The sequence below is a fragment of the Mesorhizobium sp. J428 genome (genome assembly GCF_024699925.1).
Taxonomy (GTDB): Bacteria; Pseudomonadota; Alphaproteobacteria; order Rhizobiales; family Rhizobiaceae; genus Mesorhizobium_A.
Map to the genome: position 1 here is coordinate 4,326,853 of NZ_JAJOMX010000001.1, position 18,374 is coordinate 4,345,226.

General features: G+C 64.1%; 15 protein-coding genes, 1 tRNA gene and 1 pseudogene. 10 read left to right on the plus strand and 7 right to left on the minus strand.

The features are described 5' to 3' along the window. The first annotated feature begins 1 nt into the window (after window position 1). A complete protein-coding gene (locus LRS09_RS21710) occupies window positions 2–1,204 on the plus strand; it encodes an MFS transporter (protein WP_257808980.1) in 1,203 nt (400 codons plus the stop codon). A gap of 190 nt (window positions 1,205–1,394) precedes the next feature. Then, window positions 1,395–3,533 carry a sodium-translocating pyrophosphatase gene (locus LRS09_RS21715; RefSeq protein WP_257808981.1) on the plus strand — a complete coding sequence of 713 codons (2,139 nt, stop codon included), beginning with the start codon at window positions 1,395–1,397 and terminating at the stop codon, window positions 3,531–3,533. A gap of 99 nt (window positions 3,534–3,632) precedes the next feature. Here LRS09_RS21715 and LRS09_RS21720 read toward each other — a convergent pair whose 3' ends face one another. Then, window positions 3,633–4,157 carry an outer membrane protein assembly factor BamE gene (locus LRS09_RS21720; RefSeq protein ID WP_374684929.1) on the minus strand — a complete coding sequence of 175 codons (525 nt, stop codon included), beginning with the start codon at window positions 4,155–4,157 and terminating at the stop codon, window positions 3,633–3,635. A 102-nt stretch (window positions 4,158–4,259) separates the two neighbouring features. On the opposite strand from LRS09_RS21720, the gene LRS09_RS21725 reads away from it, so the two are divergent. The 6 genes from LRS09_RS21725 (at window position 4,260) to LRS09_RS21750 (ending at window position 8,599) form a co-directional block, all read left to right on the plus strand. Further along, window positions 4,260–4,811: a ubiquinol-cytochrome C chaperone family protein gene (locus tag LRS09_RS21725; RefSeq protein ID WP_257808982.1), complete on the plus strand. Its 552-nt coding sequence runs from the start codon at window positions 4,260–4,262 to the stop codon at window positions 4,809–4,811. Further along, window positions 4,808–5,353, plus strand: coding sequence for a DUF177 domain-containing protein (locus LRS09_RS21730; protein ID WP_374684870.1), 546 nt, complete (start codon window positions 4,808–4,810; stop codon window positions 5,351–5,353). Before LRS09_RS21725 ends, LRS09_RS21730 begins: the two co-directional genes overlap by 4 nt. Before the next feature lie 109 nt (window positions 5,354–5,462). Then, the gene (plsX, locus tag LRS09_RS21735; protein ID WP_257808984.1) at window positions 5,463–6,533 is read left to right on the plus strand and encodes a phosphate acyltransferase PlsX; all 1,071 of its coding nucleotides are present in this window, start codon (window positions 5,463–5,465) and stop codon (window positions 6,531–6,533) included. Beyond that, the gene (locus LRS09_RS21740; protein ID WP_257808985.1) at window positions 6,533–7,504 is read left to right on the plus strand and encodes a beta-ketoacyl-ACP synthase III; all 972 of its coding nucleotides are present in this window, start codon (window positions 6,533–6,535) and stop codon (window positions 7,502–7,504) included. Before plsX ends, LRS09_RS21740 begins: the two co-directional genes overlap by 1 nt. Before the next feature lie 127 nt (window positions 7,505–7,631). Further along, on the plus strand, window positions 7,632–7,955 hold the full coding sequence (locus LRS09_RS21745) for an integration host factor subunit alpha (RefSeq protein ID WP_085464962.1): 324 nt from the start codon (window positions 7,632–7,634) through the stop codon (window positions 7,953–7,955). A gap of 98 nt (window positions 7,956–8,053) precedes the next feature. Further along, window positions 8,054–8,599, plus strand: a complete 546-nt coding sequence (locus tag LRS09_RS21750) for a MerR family transcriptional regulator (protein ID WP_257808986.1) — start codon at window positions 8,054–8,056, stop codon at window positions 8,597–8,599. 43 nt (window positions 8,600–8,642) lie between these two features. On the opposite strand, the gene LRS09_RS21755 is transcribed toward LRS09_RS21750, so the two are convergent. Both LRS09_RS21755 and LRS09_RS21760 read right to left on the minus strand, forming a co-directional pair. Continuing rightward, window positions 8,643–9,317 (minus strand): TerC family protein, encoded by a 675-nt coding sequence (locus LRS09_RS21755; RefSeq protein WP_257808987.1) that lies wholly within the window; start codon window positions 9,315–9,317, stop codon window positions 8,643–8,645. An 84-nt stretch (window positions 9,318–9,401) separates the two neighbouring features. Next, a tRNA-Pro gene (locus tag LRS09_RS21760) sits at window positions 9,402–9,478 on the minus strand. 190 nt (window positions 9,479–9,668) lie between these two features. On the opposite strand from LRS09_RS21760, the gene LRS09_RS21765 reads away from it, so the two are divergent. Continuing rightward, a complete protein-coding gene (locus LRS09_RS21765; protein WP_257808988.1) occupies window positions 9,669–11,387 on the plus strand; it encodes a caspase family protein in 1,719 nt (572 codons plus the stop codon). 5 nt (window positions 11,388–11,392) lie between these two features. Here the strand turns inward: LRS09_RS21765 and LRS09_RS21770 are convergent, their stop codons facing one another. The 4 genes and pseudogenes from LRS09_RS21770 to LRS09_RS21785 all read right to left on the minus strand — a co-directional run bounded on the left by LRS09_RS21770 (window position 11,393) and on the right by LRS09_RS21785 (window position 15,987). Continuing rightward, entirely contained in the window at window positions 11,393–12,622 is a 1,230-nt protein-coding gene (locus LRS09_RS21770; protein ID WP_257808990.1) for an O-antigen ligase, read from the minus strand. Next, entirely contained in the window at window positions 12,622–14,157 is a 1,536-nt protein-coding gene (locus LRS09_RS21775) for an undecaprenyl-phosphate glucose phosphotransferase (RefSeq protein WP_257808992.1), read from the minus strand. The genes LRS09_RS21770 and LRS09_RS21775 overlap by 1 nt, the downstream gene beginning before the upstream one ends. Before the next feature lie 120 nt (window positions 14,158–14,277). Continuing rightward, window positions 14,278–15,408: a glycosyltransferase family 4 protein gene (locus LRS09_RS21780; RefSeq protein ID WP_257808994.1), complete on the minus strand. Its 1,131-nt coding sequence runs from the start codon at window positions 15,406–15,408 to the stop codon at window positions 14,278–14,280. 17 nt (window positions 15,409–15,425) lie between these two features. Beyond that, window positions 15,426–15,987, minus strand: a pseudogene (locus LRS09_RS21785) (polysaccharide biosynthesis/export family protein). 196 nt (window positions 15,988–16,183) lie between these two features. Between LRS09_RS21785 and LRS09_RS21790 the strand changes: the two are divergent. Beyond that, window positions 16,184–18,373: a GumC family protein gene (locus LRS09_RS21790; RefSeq protein ID WP_257808995.1), complete on the plus strand. Its 2,190-nt coding sequence runs from the start codon at window positions 16,184–16,186 to the stop codon at window positions 18,371–18,373. The last annotated feature ends 1 nt before the right edge of the window (window position 18,374 follow it).

Here is an 18,374-nt window from a genome sequence, read left to right on the forward strand (position 1 = left end):
CATGGCTGTGGCCGAAGCGGAAGCCCGCCGCACGGCGCTGATATACGCGACGGCGATGGCGATCGTTGGATCGGTCGCTCCGATCGCGATCTCCATGGGAGCGCTCACGGGATACTACCTGCTCGACGCGGACAAGTCGCTTGCGAGTGCCCCGGTCACGAGCTTCAATCTCGGCGTGGCCTTAGGGGCGTTGCCGGCGGCGGCGGTGCTCCGCAAGATTGGCACGCGCGGCGGTTTCATGTTCGGAACCGTCGTTACCGCGCTCGGTGGCGCGATCGCGACGGCGGCAATCTTCGCCGGCAATTTCTGGCTGTTCGCGCTTGGCCTGCTCGTGGTGGGCGGCGGTGGCGCCTTCGTCCAGCAGCTTCGTTTCGCGGCCGCCGATGACGCGCCGGCCGCTTTCAAGGCGCGTGCGATTTCCTTCGTGATGGCGGGCGGCATCGTGACAGCCATCCTCGGTCCGCAAATCGTGATCTTCACTCGAGAACTCTTTGCGCCGGTGATGTTCGCTGGCTCCTTTGCTTCGATGATCGTGCTGGCGGCGGTCGGGGCGGTCGTCCTGTCGTTCCTCCGTCCGGGAGTTCATTCCGGCCAGTCGGTGCAGGTTCATGCGGAGCCGGCGCGGCCCTTGGCGGAGATCGTGCGGCAGCCGCAATTCGCCGTGGCGTTGCTGTGCGCGGTCTCCACCTATGCGCTGATGACCTTCGTCATGACCGGCGCTCCGCTTGCGATGGTCGGCTGCGGCTTTTCGCCGGACGAGGCGACGCTCGGCATTTCCTGGCACGTCATGGCGATGTTCGCCCCAAGCTTCTTCACCGGCCGCCTGATCATGCGCTATGGTGCGGAGAAGATCGTTGCGACCGGCCTCGTGCTGCTGATCGCTTGTGGCGTTGTCGCCCTCTCGGGAATCGCGCTCTGGCAGTTCTGGACGGCACTGATCCTGCTGGGTCTCGGCTGGAACTTCGGTTTCATCGGCGCGACCGCGATGGTGACGAACGCCTACCGGCCGTCGGAGAAAGGCCGAGCGCAGGGGTTCCACGACTTCGTGCTGTTCTCGTCCGTTGCCGTCGGCTCGCTGATGTCCGGCGTCACCTACAACACCTATGGTTGGGACATGCTGAACTGGGTGATTTTCCCGGTGGCGACGCTGTGTCTGGTGGCCTTGGGGATGCTGATCCTGCGTAGGAACCGCGTCGCGGCGTGACAGGTAAAACTGCACAGCCGCTGCGTGTGGCTTTGCAGCGAAACCGGGGCAAAACCGTAACAAATCCTTGACGCTAGCGTTTCGCTACCCGCATATGCCGCAGCGGAGGACCGATTTCCGTGTAGCGGCGAAACGGTCTGGTCAAACGGCCCGGGGAGGGGTTCGCCGGGCCAAACCAAGGGAAATCGGCATGACAATGCTTTACGTCGTCATTGCCTGCGGTCTGCTTTCCGTCGTCTACGCCATCTGGGCAACGCAGTCGGTCCTCGCGGCCGACCAGGGAAATGCACGCATGCAGGAAATCGCCGGCGCCATCCGTGAGGGTGCGCAGGCCTATCTCGCACGTCAGTACACCACCATCGCCATCGTTGGCGTGGTCGTCTTCCTCCTCGCACTCTGGCTCCTCTCCTGGCAGGCCGCGATCGGCTTCCTGATCGGTGCGGTGCTGTCGGGTGCCGCCGGTTTCATCGGCATGCACGTCTCCGTCCGCGCCAACGTCCGGACGGCGCAGGCCGCTTCGAACAGCCTTGCCGCCGGTCTCGACATCGCCTTCAAGTCAGGCGCCATCACCGGCATGCTTGTGGCCGGCCTCGCACTGCTCGGCGTCTCGGTTTACTACTGGATCCTGATCGGCCCGATGGGCTACGCGCCCGCCGACCGTACGGTCATCGATTCCCTCGTGGCGCTGGGCTTCGGCGCCTCGCTGATCTCCATCTTCGCCCGTCTCGGCGGCGGCATCTTCACCAAGGGTGCGGACGTCGGCGGCGACCTCGTCGGCAAGGTCGAGGCCGGCATTCCGGAGGACGATCCGCGCAACCCCGCGACCATCGCAGACAACGTCGGCGACAATGTCGGCGACTGCGCCGGCATGGCCGCGGATCTGTTCGAGACCTACGCGGTGACCGTGGTCGCCACGATGGTCCTCGCCGCGATCTTCTTCGCCGGCAGCGCAATACTGTCCAGCGTCATGCTCTATCCGCTGGCGATCTGCGGCGCCTGCATCCTCACCTCGATCGTCGGCACCTTCTTCGTCAAGTTGGGCGCCAATGGCTCGATCATGGGCGCTCTTTACAAGGGCCTCATCGTCACCGGCGCGCTCTCGATCGTCGGCCTCGGCGCGGCAACGTCCCTGACCATCGGCTGGGGCGAGGTAGGCACGGCCAACGGCATGCCGATCACCGGCACCAACCTGTTCATCTGCGGCCTGATCGGCCTCTTGGTGACGGGGTTGATCGTCGTGATCACGGAATACTACACCGGCACCAACAAGCGCCCGGTGAACTCGATCGCCCAGGCATCGGTCACCGGTCACGGGACCAACGTCATCCAGGGCCTTGCCGTCTCGCTTGAATCGACGGCCCTGCCGGCGATCGTCATCGTCGGTGGCATCATCGCGACCTATCAGCTCGCCGGCCTGTTCGGAACGGGCATCGCGGTGACGACCATGCTCGGCCTCGCCGGCATGATCGTGGCGCTCGACGCCTTTGGACCGGTCACTGACAATGCTGGCGGCATCGCCGAAATGTCGGGTCTGCCGAAGGAAGTGCGTCAATCCACCGATGCGCTGGACGCGGTGGGCAACACGACCAAGGCGGTCACCAAAGGCTATGCGATCGGTTCCGCCGGTCTCGGCGCGCTGGTGCTGTTCGCGGCCTACAGCTACGATCTGCAGTATTTCGCGGCGAACGCCACCCAGTATCCATACTTCTCGGATATCGGCACAGTGTCGTTCGACCTGTCGAACCCGTATGTCGTGGCTGGCCTGATCTTCGGCGGCCTGATCCCTTACCTCTTCGGTGGTATCGCGATGACGGCCGTCGGGCGTGCGGCGGGCTCGATCGTCGAGGAGGTGCGCAAGCAGTTCCGCGAGAACCCGGGTATCATGCAGGGCACGACCAAGCCGAACTATGCACGCGCGGTCGACATCCTGACGCGGGCTGCGATCAAGGAAATGATCATCCCGTCGCTTCTGCCCGTGCTGGCGCCGCTGGTGGTCTATTTTGGCGTACTGCTGATCTCAGGCTCCAAGGCCTCGGCCTTCGCCGCGCTCGGAGCCTCGCTGCTTGGCGTCATCGTCAATGGCCTGTTTGTCGCCATCTCGATGACCTCCGGCGGCGGTGCCTGGGACAACGCCAAGAAATCCTTCGAGGACGGCTTCGTCGACAAGGACGGCGTCAAGCACTTGAAGGGCTCGGAGGCGCACAAGGCCTCGGTCACGGGCGACACTGTGGGCGATCCCTACAAGGACACCGCCGGCCCGGCGGTGAACCCCGCGATCAAGATCACCAACATCGTGGCGCTGCTGCTGCTCGCCGTCCTCGCGCATTGAGCAGGTAAACAGCCAAAAGAAAGAACCCCGCGGAAGCAATTCCGCGGGGTTCTTGATTCTGAGATAAGATCGGCGGCCTACCGCCGTCCATGGGCGTAATCAGCCGCCGGGATTGCCGAACAGGTTCGGCGCCTGGCCCTTCTTGCCGCCGAAGCCGGACAGGATCTGACCGAGGAAGTTCTGGTCCTTGCCGCCCGTCGGCGTGGTCCGGGAGATGAAGTCGAACACCTTTCCGTCCTGCATGCCGTAGTTGGCGATGTTTACGACGCGGTCGTCGGGACCAAAATAAACAGCGAGCACGCGCTGATCCACGACATGGGGATTCTGCCATGCCATCGAGCGATGGCGCTTCTGCGAGATGTAGTAGAACACCTCGTTGTCGAAGGTTGCGCGTGTCGAGGGTGAACCGAGCGCGAGCAGCACCTGTTCGCGGCTCGACCCGGGTGGCACAAGGTCGATCGCCTGCGGATCTATCACGTAGCCCTGGGTCAGGGTCTCGCTGCTCGACAGAGCCGAACCGGCATTGCAGCCCGACAGCCCAGCCACCGCGGCCACGGCCAGCATCACGGAGCCCAACCGGGCGGTTCCCGCCTTGATTTTCAATGCACGCAACGACATCTCCATGTCACTCTGCTCCCGCGGCGGCTTGCACGAAGCGGGAGACTCGGTAAACCAGCTTTCGGGCCGATGCAACCGAAGCTGCGCAATCGGCGGGAGTCTCCCGGCATGTTCAAGCAATTCTTCAACCCGGCGCGACGGCGAAACCGCGCCATAGCGGATGCCGTATACGTTCGAATCGTGGCGGCGGCGCGGCAGCCGGCTCCTTATTCGGACTGGGCCGTTCCCGACACGCCGCTCGGCCGCTTCGAGATGGTGGGGTTGCACATCTATCTGTTCCTGCATCGGATACGAGGCGAGGGCGAGGCAGCCGATGCGCTCGGGCAGGAGCTTGCCGATACCTTCTTCCTCGATGTCGACCAATCGCTGCGGGAACTCGGCATCGGCGACATGGGCATTCCGAAACGTATGAAGACGCTGGCGAGGATGTTCTACGGCCGCACGAAGAGCTATGACGAGGCGCTCGATGCTCGCGACCTTGGTGCGCTGACGGCAGCGCTTCGCCGCAACGTGCGACCGGACGCAACAGACTGGCCGCAGGCGGCGCAGCTCGCTGCCTATGTCGTGCAAGCGTCGGATGAGCTCGCGGCCCAGCATCTCAACGTGCTGCTTTCGGGCGAAGTGCATTTCCCGCAGGCGGGAGAAGGGGAGGGGCAATGATGGACAAGAGCCCGATTTCATATCCGATCGACGTTCGGCGCCTGCCGCAGAAGGGTTTCCCGGTCGTTATCGAGCCCAACGCGAAGGAACTGGGCGAACTTGCCCGCGCGCAAAACCTGGTTTCGGTGAGCTCGTTCCGTGCCGAGCTTCTCCTGAAAGACTGGAAGAGCGGCGGCGTGAGCGTCACCGGGCGTGTCCGTGCCTCGATCGTCCAGGAATGCGTTGTCACGCTCGAGCCGATGGAGGCGCAGATCGACGAGGAGGTCGACATCGTCTTTGTACCGGAGGGTTCGCCGCTGGCACGCGATACGATCGACGAAGGAGAGCTGGTGCTCTCGGCCGACGCGTCCGACCCGCCCGAAACCTTCGATGGCGTGACGATCGACGCCGGCGCGGTGGCCGAGGAGTTTTTCGCGCTCGGAATCGATCCCTACCCGCGCAAGCCCGGGGCGGAACTGCCGACGGCCACCTCGGCAGGCGACGACGATTCGCCGTTCGCGGCCCTTCGCTACCCGCGTTCGCAAAGTTCGAAAAGGCGGTAACGGGCTCCAAATGGAGGTTGTGTGGCGACGCAAAACCGCTATTTTCGCCGCTGGCTTGGCCTGTCCCGCATCCCGCGGATAGAAACGTCAAAAAAGAGACTAGGCGCGCGTGATCAGGATTTCGATTGATGCGATGGGGGGCGACCACGGGCCCGAAATCGTCATGCCCGGCCTGCTGCGGGTCGCTGAGCGCCGCCCCGACGTGCGTTTCCTCATCTACGGCCGCGAAGACGTGGTCTCGCCGCACTTCATCAAGCATCCGCGCCTGCGCGCGATCAGCCAGTTCGTCCATTGCGAAGTGGCAGTGCGGATGGAGGACAAGCCGAGCCAGGCGCTGCGTCACGGCCGGTGGAAATCCTCGATGTGGAAGGCGATCGAGGCGGTGAAGTCCGGCGATGCCGACGTCTGCGTCTCCGCCGGCAATACTGGCGCGCTGATGGCCATGTCGAAGTTCTGCCTGCGCACGATGGCGCAGATCGACCGTCCCGCGATCGCTGCGATCTGGCCGACGACCCGCGGCGAGAGCGTGGTGCTGGATGTCGGTGCTACGATCGGCGCAGACGCGCATCAGCTGATCGATTTCGCCATTCTGGGCTCTGCGATGGCGCGCGCCGTCTTTGGCATCGCGAAGCCGTCGGTCGGCCTGCTCAATGTCGGTGTTGAGGAGATCAAGGGCCAGGAGGACGTTCGCGAGGCGGGCTCGCTGCTGCGCGCAGCCGAACTTACTTCGATGGACTATCGCGGTTTTGTCGAAGGCGACGACCTGGGCAAAGGAACCACCGACGTGGTCGTGACCGAAGGATTCTCCGGCAACATCGCGCTCAAGACCGCGGAAGGCACGGCCAAGCAGATCTCCGGCTACCTGCGCGCGGCGATGAGCCGGACGCTGATGGCCCGGATCGGCTACCTCTTCGCCAAGGGGGCGTTTGACAGGCTGCGCGAAAAGATGGACGTCCGCAAGATCAATGGCGGCGTTTTCCTGGGCTTGAACGGCATCGTGGTGAAGAGCCACGGTGGCACCGACGACGAGGGGTTTGCCGCTGCTGTCGAACTCGGCTACGACATGGCGCGCAACGGGCTAATCGAGAAGATCCGCGCCGACCTCGATCAGTTCCATGCCCGCGCGCCGGAACTGTCGCGCCGCAAGGCCGCCGAACCCACCGAGGAAGGGCAAGACTGATGATCCGCTCGCAAGTGAAGGGGGTGGGGTCCGCCCTGCCTCGGCGCGTACTCACCAACGCCGAACTCTCGCAGATGGTGGACACGTCCGACGAGTGGATCGTGCAGCGCACCGGCATCCGCCAGCGCCATATCGCCTCGGACGACGAGACCACGGCATCGCTCGGCGAAGCCGCCGCCCGCGCCGCTCTCGCCAACGCCGGTCTCACGCCGGCCGACATCGACCTGATCGTGCTTGCCACCTCGACGCCGAACAACACCTTTCCGGCGACGTCGGTGGAGATCCAGAACCGGCTCGGCATGCACCACGGCTTCGCCTTCGACCTCCAGGCCGTGTGCAGCGGCTTCGTTTATGCCGTCTCGGTCGCCGATCTGCATATCCGCGGCGGCATGGCAAAGCGGGTCCTGGTCATCGGCGCGGAAACCTTTTCACGCATCCTCGACTGGTCGGATCGTACGACCTGCGTCCTGTTCGGCGACGGCGCCGGCGCGATCGTCTTGGAAGCGGCGGAGACGGACGGAACAAGCGCCGACACGGGCATCCTCTCCTCCGCGCTGCGCTCCGATGGCGCCCATAAGGACAAGCTCTATGTCGACGGCGGGCCATCGACCACCGGCACGGTGGGCCATCTGCGCATGGAAGGGAAGGAAGTCTTCAAGCACGCTGTCGGCATGATTACCGATGTGGTGACGTCGGCGCTCGCAACGGGCGGTGCGACGGCGGAGGAGCTGGACTGGTTTGTTCCTCATCAGGCCAATCTGCGCATTATCGACGCGTCGGCGAAGAAGATGGGCATCGCTCCATCCAAGGTTGTCGCAACCGTGAGCGAGCACGGCAACACATCTGCCGCCTCCGTTCCTCTCGCGCTTTCCGTCGCGGTCGCCGACGGCCGGATCAAGAAGGGCGATCTGGTCCTGATCGAGGCGATGGGTGGAGGCTTTACGTGGGGAGCCGTTCTGCTACGTTGGTAAGGTCGGGGTTCGGACAGATCTTGCGGCGCCGGGGGGCGCATGCCGTAGGTTCTTGACCGGGGCCGGTTGATTTTTTACGTTGCTTTATCGCTGTTTAGTCGGATTTGTTGGTTTGCAGGAAGGTCGCATGGGGGGAAACACACTTACGCGCGCCGACCTCGCTGAGGCAGTCTACCGCAAGGTGGGATTGTCTCGAACCGAATCCGCACAACTTGTCGAGATGGTGCTCGACGAGATTTGCGACGCGATCGTGCGCGGCGAGACTGTCAAACTGTCCTCCTTCGCGACCTTCCAGGTGCGCTCGAAGAACGAGAGAATCGGGCGCAACCCGAAGACCGGCGAGGAAGTGCCGATCCTTCCGCGCAAGGTCATGACCTTCAAGGCATCGAACGTCCTGAAGAGCAAGATCCTCCGGAATCACCAGCAGGCGAAGCCGAAAGGCGGAAAATAGCTGGGGGCGGTTTCGCCCGCGTCTCCACATCGCCTTGAATATCGCCGCGCAAACCGCTGGAATGTGTGACGAATCACGATTGGGGGAGGCGTAGCCGCATGGACAAGAGCCCCGACGCATTCCGCACCATCAGCGAGGTCGCCGAAGACCTCGACCTGCCTCAGCACGTGCTGCGCTTCTGGGAGACGCGATTCACCCAGATCAAGCCGATGAAGCGAGGCGGCGGCCGCCGCTATTACCGGCCGCAGGACGTGGACCTGATCAAGGGCATCCGCCACCTGCTCTACGACCAGGGCTACACGATCAAGGGCGTCCAGAAGCTGCTGCGCGAGAACGGCAACCAGTTCATTGCTGCCGTCGGCACCGGCGACATGGCTGCAGTCGCGGCGATCGCTGCGCGCAAGCAGGAGGTTGCGCAAGCGGCTACCGCGAGCACGGCCCCGCGTGGCGGCGTGGACGACGAGATGCTGGTGGGCGAGCCGAAGGTGAAGCCCAGCCGGCGTTTCTTTGGCTTGGGCAAGGCCGACGACGACGGTCCGGTGGCGCCTGGCCAGTCGCGGTTGTCGAAAGACAATCGCGCGTTGCTGCAGGAGGCGCTGTTCGATCTGCTCGAATGCAAGCGCCTGCTCGATCAGGTGCGCTGACCGACCTACCCGAAAAGAAGAGGTGAAAGGCCGGCGGCGGCGCTTATGCGCCGCCGAAGAGGGCCGTGAATGAATATTCCGGCCAGATGCCGACCGCGCCGTCGTACATCATCTTCAGCGCGACGTAGAGGATGATGATCAGGCCGACATAGGCGATCCAGCGGTGACGGTGCAGAAGCTGCGCGATGAAGGACGCAGCAAAGCCCATCAGGGCAATGGACATTGCAAGGCCGATGATGAGGACTGTCGGGTGCTCGCGCGCCGCGCCCGCGACCGCCAGCACGTTGTCGAGCGACATCGACACGTCGGCGATGACGATCTGCCACGCGGCCTGCGCGAAGGTCTTGCGCGGCGCGCCTTTGGCGATTGTGCCGTCCTCGTTGGTGTCTCGGTTGAGAAGCGCTTCCTCCGCGGCATGCTCTTCCTCGTGACTGACCGTCATCTCGCGGTACATCTTCCAGCAGACCCAGAGCAGCAGAAGTCCGCCTGCGACCAGCAGGCCCGGGCCGAGCGCGAGCAACTGGGTAGTGATCAGCGCGAAACAGATGCGCAGCACGGTAGCCGCGAGGATACCGATGAGGATCGCCTTGCTGCGCTGCTCTTTCGGCAGGCCGGCCGCGGCGAGGCCGATGACAATGGCATTGTCGCCTGCCAGGACGAGGTCGATCGCGAGGACCTGCAGAAGCGCGGTGAACCCTTCGGCGGTGAAGATTTCCATGGACGACCTTGCCGATATTTTGAGACGCCCGCGCAGGGCAAAGAAGACGCACCCGAAATGGGACGCGCATGCCGGTAATTTCAATGGTCGGAGCGGCGGGATTCGAACCCACGACCCCTTGACCCCCAGTCAAGTGCGCTACCGGGCTGCGCTACGCTCCGAACCGCGGCAAGCCCTATAGAACACGGGCTTGCGAGGCAAGGGGGTAAATCGGCCTTGGCAATGAAAGCCCAAGACTACCAGGTGTTGTTCCGCCTTGTTGATAGCGCGGCACGCCGGGATTATTCTGTGGTCGCACGTGGAGGTTCGGGCGGCGTGGACGCGCGCGGAAGGGCGAGATTCGGAGCGACGGTGCTGGCGCGCCTGGGGATCGTCTGTGGCTGCCTGCTTGCGGCGCCGGCACAGGCGGGCCTGGCACTCGACGGCGAGATAAGGGCGGACCTAGCTCGCCGCGCCGACGACATCGCCGCGGTAGTCGAGGACCTTCGGGCGATGCCCTCGCTGAAGGAGGCTGTCTCCAAGGGCCAGCGACGGCTTGCGCTGGTAATCGGCAACAACGACTACAATGAACTGACCGACCTCAACAAGGCCGAAGGGGACGCCGTTTCCCTGAAGTCGACGCTGGAGGAACTTGGCTTCTCCGTCACGCTGAAGCTGAACGTATCTGCGAGAGATTTCGACGATGCGGTGGACGATTTCGTCGACAGTCTGAAGCGGGGCGACGTCGCCTTCTTCTTTTTCGCTGGCCACGGCGTGAGCTACGAGCAACGCAACTTCTTGTTGCCGGCCGACATGCCCGCGCTCGACGCGGTCCGCGAATCGCGTCTCGAGCGATACTCAGTCGACGCGCAGGAGCTGGTTGACCGGATCTACGAGCGTGGTGTCGAGATCGCCTTCGTCGTGCTCGACGCCTGTCGCGACAATCCTTTCCCGCCTGACGCCGATACGCGAGCAGTGCGCGCCTATGGCGGCCTGGCGCGGATGACGCCGCAGAAGGGCGCCTTCGTCCTTTATTCCGCCGGCATCGGCCAGAAGGCGCTGGACCGGCTCGGGCCAGACGATACCGATCCGAACTCGGTCTTCACGCGCACGTTCAAGCCGATCCTCTCGACGCCGGGGATGCCCGCGGTCGAGATCGCCAAGCGCACGCAGGTCGAGGTGCATGCTCTCGCCGCGACCGTGCCGCACGACCAGGACCCGGCTTATTACGACCAGGTGGTCGGTCAGTTCTATCTCAAGGCACCGCGTCCCAAGCTCTACGGCCTGGTGATCGGCATCGACGATTATGGTGGACGACACAACCTGCGCGGCGCGGTCAATGATGCAAGGCATATGTCGGACGCGCTCGCCGCCGTCGGGGCTGAGAAGGTCGTCACACTCCTCGACCAGGACGCCCGCCTCAAATTCATTGACTACGTCTGGAACGATTTGCTCGAAGATGCCGATCCCGGCGACACGATTGTCTTCACCTATTCGGGGCAGGGGACGCAGGAGCCGGCGCCGGACAAGCCGAACGAGAAGGATGGACTGCGCGACTTCCTCATTCTTCCCGGACCTCAGCCGCTCGACAAATATTCCGACCTCGCCGACTTCAGCGCTGACAGGAAGCTGACCGACGACATCTTCACCGAGTGGATGGCGGCTGCTGCACGCAAGAATGTCAACGTCATCGTGCTGATCGACGGCTGTCATGCCGGTGGCATTCTCGATCGCGAATTTGCCAACGTGACGTTCTTCGGCGCCTCGCAGGAGGAGGAGTTCGCGATGGAGCAGGATTTTGAGGGCGAGCGGCAGGGGCTGGCGAGCTACGTCTTCGCGCGCGCGATCACCGGCAGTGCCGATCTGAATAGCGACAGCTACATCACGCAGCGCGAATTGTTCGCCTATGGGGACCAGAACGTGTTTCACATGTCGGCCGGCCGGCAGAACCCGCAATTCTATCCTGTGATCGAGGCAAGCAGCCCGGGTCTCGTACTGCTTCATTCCGCCAAGCAGGATGTAGCGGCCGATCTTACGGCGCACTGGCTGCCGCTGCCGAAGGCGGCCAAGGACGACGGCGGCACGCGATAGGGCGCTCAGACCGTAGTGCTTGCGCCGTATCGCCGTTCCAGTGCGATCGCGCCCCAGACCATGCCGATCAGGATGTAGAAGTGACGCCAGTGGTCGGTGTCGATGACCGAGCCGAGCGCAACATGGCCTATCAGGGTCACCCAGGCGCACAGCAGGAAAGGTTGCCACGGCCGCTCGCGAAACAGGATCCGGAAGCCTGCCGCGATCGTCCAGACGATCATGGTGAGCCAGGAGGCGAAGCCGAGCCAGCCGTAGTCCATCAGCGCCTTCAGCCAGATATTGTGCGTGTCTTCGCCATAGAGTTGGCCGAAGACGAGCGGGCCGATGCCTAAGGGATGTTCCGTCGCCAGCTGGAAGCCGATCACGTAGCGGGCGAAGCGGCCGAGACGCGCGCCGTCATACTCCTGCACCAGCTGGGCACGGGTGGTGAAGAGTTCGGCGACGGACGGGATCTGCAGCGCCACCAGGATCGCCACCACGAGCAGCGCGAAGGCGGCGACCGTCATCATCGCCAGCCGCAGCCGGAACATGCCGCTCTGGCTTCTCAGGAACAGTGTGCCCGTCACGAGGATCGCGCTGACGCCGAACAGGCCCCACGCGCCGCGCGAGAACGACAGGAAGATCGCGATGATGATGACGAGCAGCGGCGGCACGCAGCGCAGCCATTCCGACGGTCCGCCTGTAAGGATGCGGTAGAGCAGCCAGATGCCGGGCAGCGCCAGGAACGGTCCGAACACGTTCGGATCCTGGAACACGCCGGCCGCCCGCTCGTATTTCGTGAACATTTCAAAGCCAGGCAGGGCATGGAAATAGCCGAGGATGCCCGCCAGCCCGGTGATGACGGCGGACGCGACCCAGGCGCGGAACATCAGTGCATAGAGATCTGGCCGCGATTCGATAACAGCCGCGAAGAACACCGCCGTGAAGGCGAGGAACAGCGACACGGCGATGTAGAGCGGCGTGTCCTTCAGGTCTGCCATCTGCGTCATGGAGATCATGCCGCCGATGTTGAAAGCGATCAGAAGCACAAGGAGCGGTGTGATGCCCTTCGAAATACGCAGGCCGAACAGCGCCCAGACTGCAATGAGCCCGGCCATGTAGAGTTCGTAGGGGGCGGGCTCGCGGATGACGAAGCCGGCGAGGAAGACGCCGAGAGAGACCGCGCAGGAGACGATGATCGCGATCGCCTTGTCGTTGACCGCCGCGCGCGGAAGCTGGCCGGCGACCGCGTCCATCAGTAGGCGTTTTCCGTGTTGAGCAGCCGGACCGGCGTCATGAACAGGATCTTGAGATCGAACCAGAGCGACCAGTTCTCGATGTAGTAGAGGTCGTATTCGGTGCGCATCTTGATCTTCTCGTCGGTATCCATCTCGCCGCGCCAGCCATTGATCTGCGCCCAGCCGGTCACGCCGGGCTTGACGCGGTGGCGGGCGAAGTAGCCATCGACGACCTCGTTGTAGAGGAGGTTGTGTGTCTGCGCCGCGACTGCGTGCGGCCGCGGACCGACCAAGGACAGCGACCCGAAAAGCGCATTGAAGAACTGCGGCAGTTCGTCGATCGATGTCTTGCGGATAATCCGTCCGACGCGCGTGACGCGCGGATCGCCCTTGATAACAGCCTGCTTCGCGCTTGGGTCGGACCGGTCGGCATACATCGACCGGAACTTGTAGACCTCGATCACCTCGTTGTTGAAGCCGTGTCGCTTCTGCTTGAAGAGCACTGGCCCTTTGGAATCGAGCTTGATGGCGATGGCGGTCGCCAGCATGACCGGCGATAGAACGATGATGCCCAGCAGGCTGAAAACGATATCAAAGGCGCGCTTGGCGACGGAGTCCCAGTCGTTGATCGGCCTGTCGAAGATGTCGAGCATCGGCACGGCGCCGATGTAGGAATAGGAGCGCGGCCGGAAGCGAAGCTGGTTCGAATGCGCCGACAGCCGGATGTCGACCGGCAGCACCCACAGCTTCTTGAGCAGCGACAGCACCCGTGTCTCGGCAGTGATCGGCAGCGAGACGATCAGCATGTCGATGCGCGCGATGCGGGCGAACTCGATCAGTTCGGCGACATTGCCGAGTTTCGGATAGCCGGCCACGACGGGCGGCGAGCGCGAATCGTCACGATCGTCGAAGATGCCGCAGATGCGGATGTCGTTGTAGGGCTGCGCCTCGATCGAGCGGATGAGCGCCTCGGCATTCTTGCCGCCGCCGACGATCACGGCGCGCCGCTCCATGCGCCCGTTGCGGGCCCAGCGGCGGATCTGCGTTGCCATCACGAAACGCAAGCCGAACATCAGCGCCAGGCCGGTGGCGTACCATGTGCCGAACCAAAGGCGCGAAAAGTCCGAGGACACTTTGAACAGGAAGCCGGCGATGGCGAGGATCGCAAATGTGCCTGACCAGACGAGCAGAATCTTGCCGGCATTCGAAAGCGGGCTGCGCAGCGACGTAATCTGATAGCAGTCGGTGAATTCGAGCAGGATCACCGTCAGGAGCGAGGCGGCGATGGCGATCGTCGGATAGTGCCAGACCAGATGGGTGTTGTAGCCGATCAGCCAGCCATGCAGCACCAGGCCGCTAAGCACCAGCAACGAAAACTCGACGATACGTAGCAGGCCGGAGACCATCACCGGCGACATCGTATCGCGCCGGTATTGGCTGGCGACCTGCTCGGCGAGTGGGTTCAGAGCCTTCGACGGCGAGGCCGCGCCTTCGCCTTGATGGCTGCGCACCGCGTTCAGCGAGAAACGGTTTGTCGGATCGATCTCGTTCATGACGCCATGCCGCGGAAAACAATGCCAGTATATACCACCTCTCTGCTAAGAAAGGCTTATGTCGTGCATTCGTGTTTAAGCGGCGCGGCACGCGAGCCGCGGAACAGCCCTTGTCCGGCGTCAGCTTTCCAGCACGCGGAAATATTCGCGCTCTATGGCGCGGGCCATGACGTCGACGCCGAATTTGGCCTTGAGCGCACCTGTGGTTGGCATCAAGGCCTGCCAGGCAGCAGGATCGGCGACGAGCTTCTCCATGCGCGCGGCGATCTCGCCTGCGTCCGGGCGGGCAAGGGCAGAGGAGCCGACCGAAAATATCTCGGGAATGCCGCCAACCGAGGTCGCGATCATCGGTAGCCCGGCCGCCAGCGCCTCCAGCACGATGTAAGGCATTGCTTCAGCGCGCGACGGCACGACGATGGCGCGGGCGAGCGCGAATGCCTGGCGCGCCGGCATCGGCGGACGGAATGACACGCGGGCGCCAAGGCCGAGCCGCGCCACCTGTTCCCGGTAGGCCGGCAGGTCATCGCCGTCTCCCACCATCACCGCGGTGAGTTCACGCCCCGTCGACTTTTCCGCCTGGGCGAGCGCATCGATGAAAATGTCGGGGCCTTTGAGGTCGCGCATCATGCCGATGTAGAGGAAATCGGCCGCGCCGGGCGCCGGCGTGACCGGAATGAACTCGGCCTCGCCGAGCCCGTTGTAGACGAGGCTCGACGGCGCGCGGGGCGGGCCGATCTTCTCGCGGAAGACGCGTTCCTCGTAGCCGGAGACGAAGAACAGATGATCGGTGAGGCGGTCCATCACGCGCTCGGCAGCGAAGATCAGCTTCCCCGTCATCGTATTGGCGTCGTAGTGGAGGCTGCCGCCATGCGGCGAATAGAGGCGGGCTACGCGAGACCTGGATACCCGCAGAAGCGAGCCGAACAGACGGGAGTAGACGCCACCCTTGGCGCCGTGCCCATGCAGAATGTCCGGCTGCAATTGCTTGATGAGACGATAGGTTCTGTAAGCGGCGGTCACATCGCCCGGTCCGACATGGCGCTGCATCGGTGTGCGGTGCGCGCCCAGCGCCAGCGTGTCCGCGATCTGTTCGAACAGTCGGTCCTCGTAGTCGCCGCCGGTCGAGGAATCGCAGATGATACCGACGAGATGGCCCTCCGCCGACTGTGCCTGCGCGAGGTCGCGCACATGGCGGAAGATACCGCCGACCGGCGATCGAAAGCAGTGTACGATGCGCAGAGTTCTCCCCACCTCGACCACGGCCGCCGTCAGAACAGGCGTTCGCGGACGTAGATCGTGTCGCCCGGAAGCAGCGGGTCGGAGGTATGCGCGACCGGTCATGACCTTGCCGTTGACGGTGCGGGTGATGTCGACTGTCGATTGGTTGCCGCGCGGCGAGAAGCCGCCGGCCACCGCGATCGCTTTCTGCACTGTCATGCCGGGCACGTAGGAATACTGGCCGGAAGCCCCGACCTCGCCCATGACGAAGATCGGACGGTAGCGGTCGATCTCGACTGACACGTCGGGATCGCGCAGGTAGCCGTTGCGCAGCTTTGCGGCGATCGCGCCCTCGAGCTGCGCCGCTGACTGACCGCGTGCGGCCACCGCGCCGACGAGCGGGAAGGCGATATAGCCGGCCTGGTCGACGCTGTAGGTGTTGGTGAGGCCTTCCTGTTCGAAGACCGTGACGCGGATCCTGTCTCCCGAGTCGAGCACATACGGCGCCTGGAGCGACTTGCTGAACGCGGCGGGCGCGGGCCTGTAGCTGCTGCAGCCGGCGGCGAGCGCCGCGGCGAGCAAGGCAAGAAGAAGCGGAGCGGGGCGTTTCATCTGCGGACACGAACCCTTTGCATGGACGGGCCGGCGAACCGGCGCGATACCGGGACGTTATCCTCCCGTTAGGGTTAATGGCCGGTAAAGGCTGGCAACGCCGCTGTGGTCCCGCTCCGTCCTTGCAGCGCAATTTCTTAACCCGACGGAAACCATAGACGTTTACTTTTCGCTATGTTTGGTTCGGAGTGACGCCATGTCGGGCAGTGCAGTCAGGGGCAGCGATGTCGATGTCGACCTCGGCACCCTCTTTGCCAGCATAGTCAGGGACTGGAAGCTGATCCTGGCGGTGACGATCGCGGTCACCGGCCTGGCTTTTCTTATCGCCTGGCTGTCCACGCCGCACTACCGGGCTGAGACGCGTATCCTGATCGAGACGACGGAATCCGTCTTCACGCGCCCGACGCCGGCCGGCGAGAGCGACAGGCCCATCCTCGACGAAGAGGGCGTCACCAGCCAGGTCGAGGTGATCACGTCCTCGGATCTGCTGAAGCAAGTTGCTGCCAAACTGGAACTCGGCAAGCTGAAGGAGTTCGACGAGCAGGCGAACATGGGCCTGGTCGGCCGCCTGATGGTGCTGGTCGGCCTCAAGAGTGACCCGGGTGGCATTGCCGCGGAGGACCGCGTTCTGAAGACCATGCGTGAAAAGCTGCGCGTCTACCGCGTCGAGCGCTCGCGTGTCATCGTGGTGGATTTCTCCTCCGAGGACCCCAAACTCGCGGCTGCAGTGCCCAATGCGATCGCCGATGCCTATCTCGCCATGCAGCAGGAGGCGAAGCTCAAGTCGAACGCGTCGGCGACGGACTGGCTCGAACCCGAGATCGAGGACTTGCGTGAGAGGGTGAAGCAGGCGGAAACCAAGGTCGCAGAGTTTCGCTCGCAGTCCGACCTGCTGATCGGACAGAACAATTCGGCGCTTGCCACGCAGCAACTGTCGGAGATGTCGACCGAACTCTCCCGAATTCGCGCCGCGCGGGCCACCGCCGAAGCGAACGCCCAAAGCTTGCGCGACGCGATCAGCGGCGGCGGCTCGCTGGATGCAATGCCGGATGTGATCTCTTCGCCTTTGATCCAGCGGCTGCGCGAGCGCCAGGTGCAGCTCAACACAGACATCGCTGATTTGTCGACGACGCTGCTCGGCAATCATCCGCGCATCAAATCGCTGCGCTCGCAGTTGGCCGATCTCGACGGCCAGATAAAGAACGAGGCACGCAACATCCTGCGCGGGCTGGAAACCGAGGCCGAGACCGCTAAGCTGCGTGAAGCCAAGCTCGTCGCCAACCTGAACAATGTGAAGGCCGAGTCCGCCCGTGTCGGCGACAAGGAGGTCGAGCTGCGCGCGCTCGAACGCGAGGCTGCCGCCCAGCGGGAACTGCTGGAATCCTATCTCACGCGCTACCGCGAGGCAGCGTCGCGCCGCGATCGCTCCTACCTGCCGGCGGATGCGCGCATCTTCTCGCGCGCGACCGTGCCATTCGACCCCTATTTCCCCAAGATCGTGCCGATCGTCGGCGCGGCGTTCGTAGGGTCGTTGCTCGTAATGGCCATCATCACCCTGCTGCGGGAACTCTTTTCCGGTCGCGCCATGCGTCCAGCCGGTGGAGGCAGAATGGAAACGGTCGAGCATGTGTCCATGCCAGCAGCCACCGCGACCGAACCTGAGGCGCCCGTTCAGCCCGAACCGGCCGTCCAGCCCGCGTCTCTGCCGCCGGAGCCTCAGCCTGTGATTCCCGCGCCAGTCGTGGCTGAGAAGCCGGCTCCGGCGCGGGTGCGCATAGCGCCGAACGACAATCGCCTCAGCGTGTCGGCTGCGGCCGAGCGGCTGATCTCCAGCGGGGCTGTGCGTGCGATCTTCGTCTCGCCGGAGGGTGACGAAGGGGCTGCGAGCGCCGTGCTGGTGGCGCGCGAAGTAGCGGATTCAGGACTGCGCGTTGCGCTGGTAGACCTCACTTCGTCGGGGGCGGCGTCATTGCCGACGCTGGAAACGACGGCTGTGCCGGGCATCACGAACCTCCTCACCGCCGAATCGCAGTTCTCGCATGTCATCCACGCCGATATCTATTCCGACTGCCATGTGATCCCGGTCGGGACGGCCAATCCGGCGCGTGCCATGCGCGCCGCCGATCGGCTGCCGATCATCCTCAATTCGCTGGGCTCGGCCTACGACCTCGTGGTTGTCGAATGCGGTCCCGCCGACGCCGCCGGCATCCGCAGGCTGGTGGGCGAGGGGACGCGGGTTTTCGTCAGCGCGCTTGAGCTGGGCGACAGCGCGGTGGACGCGACGGCTGCCGACCTCAGGTCCGGCGGCTATGGCGACATAGAGCTCGTGAAGCCCGAGGCGTTCGAGAATCCGACGCCCACCGTGCCGAATCGCTCTGCGGCCTGAT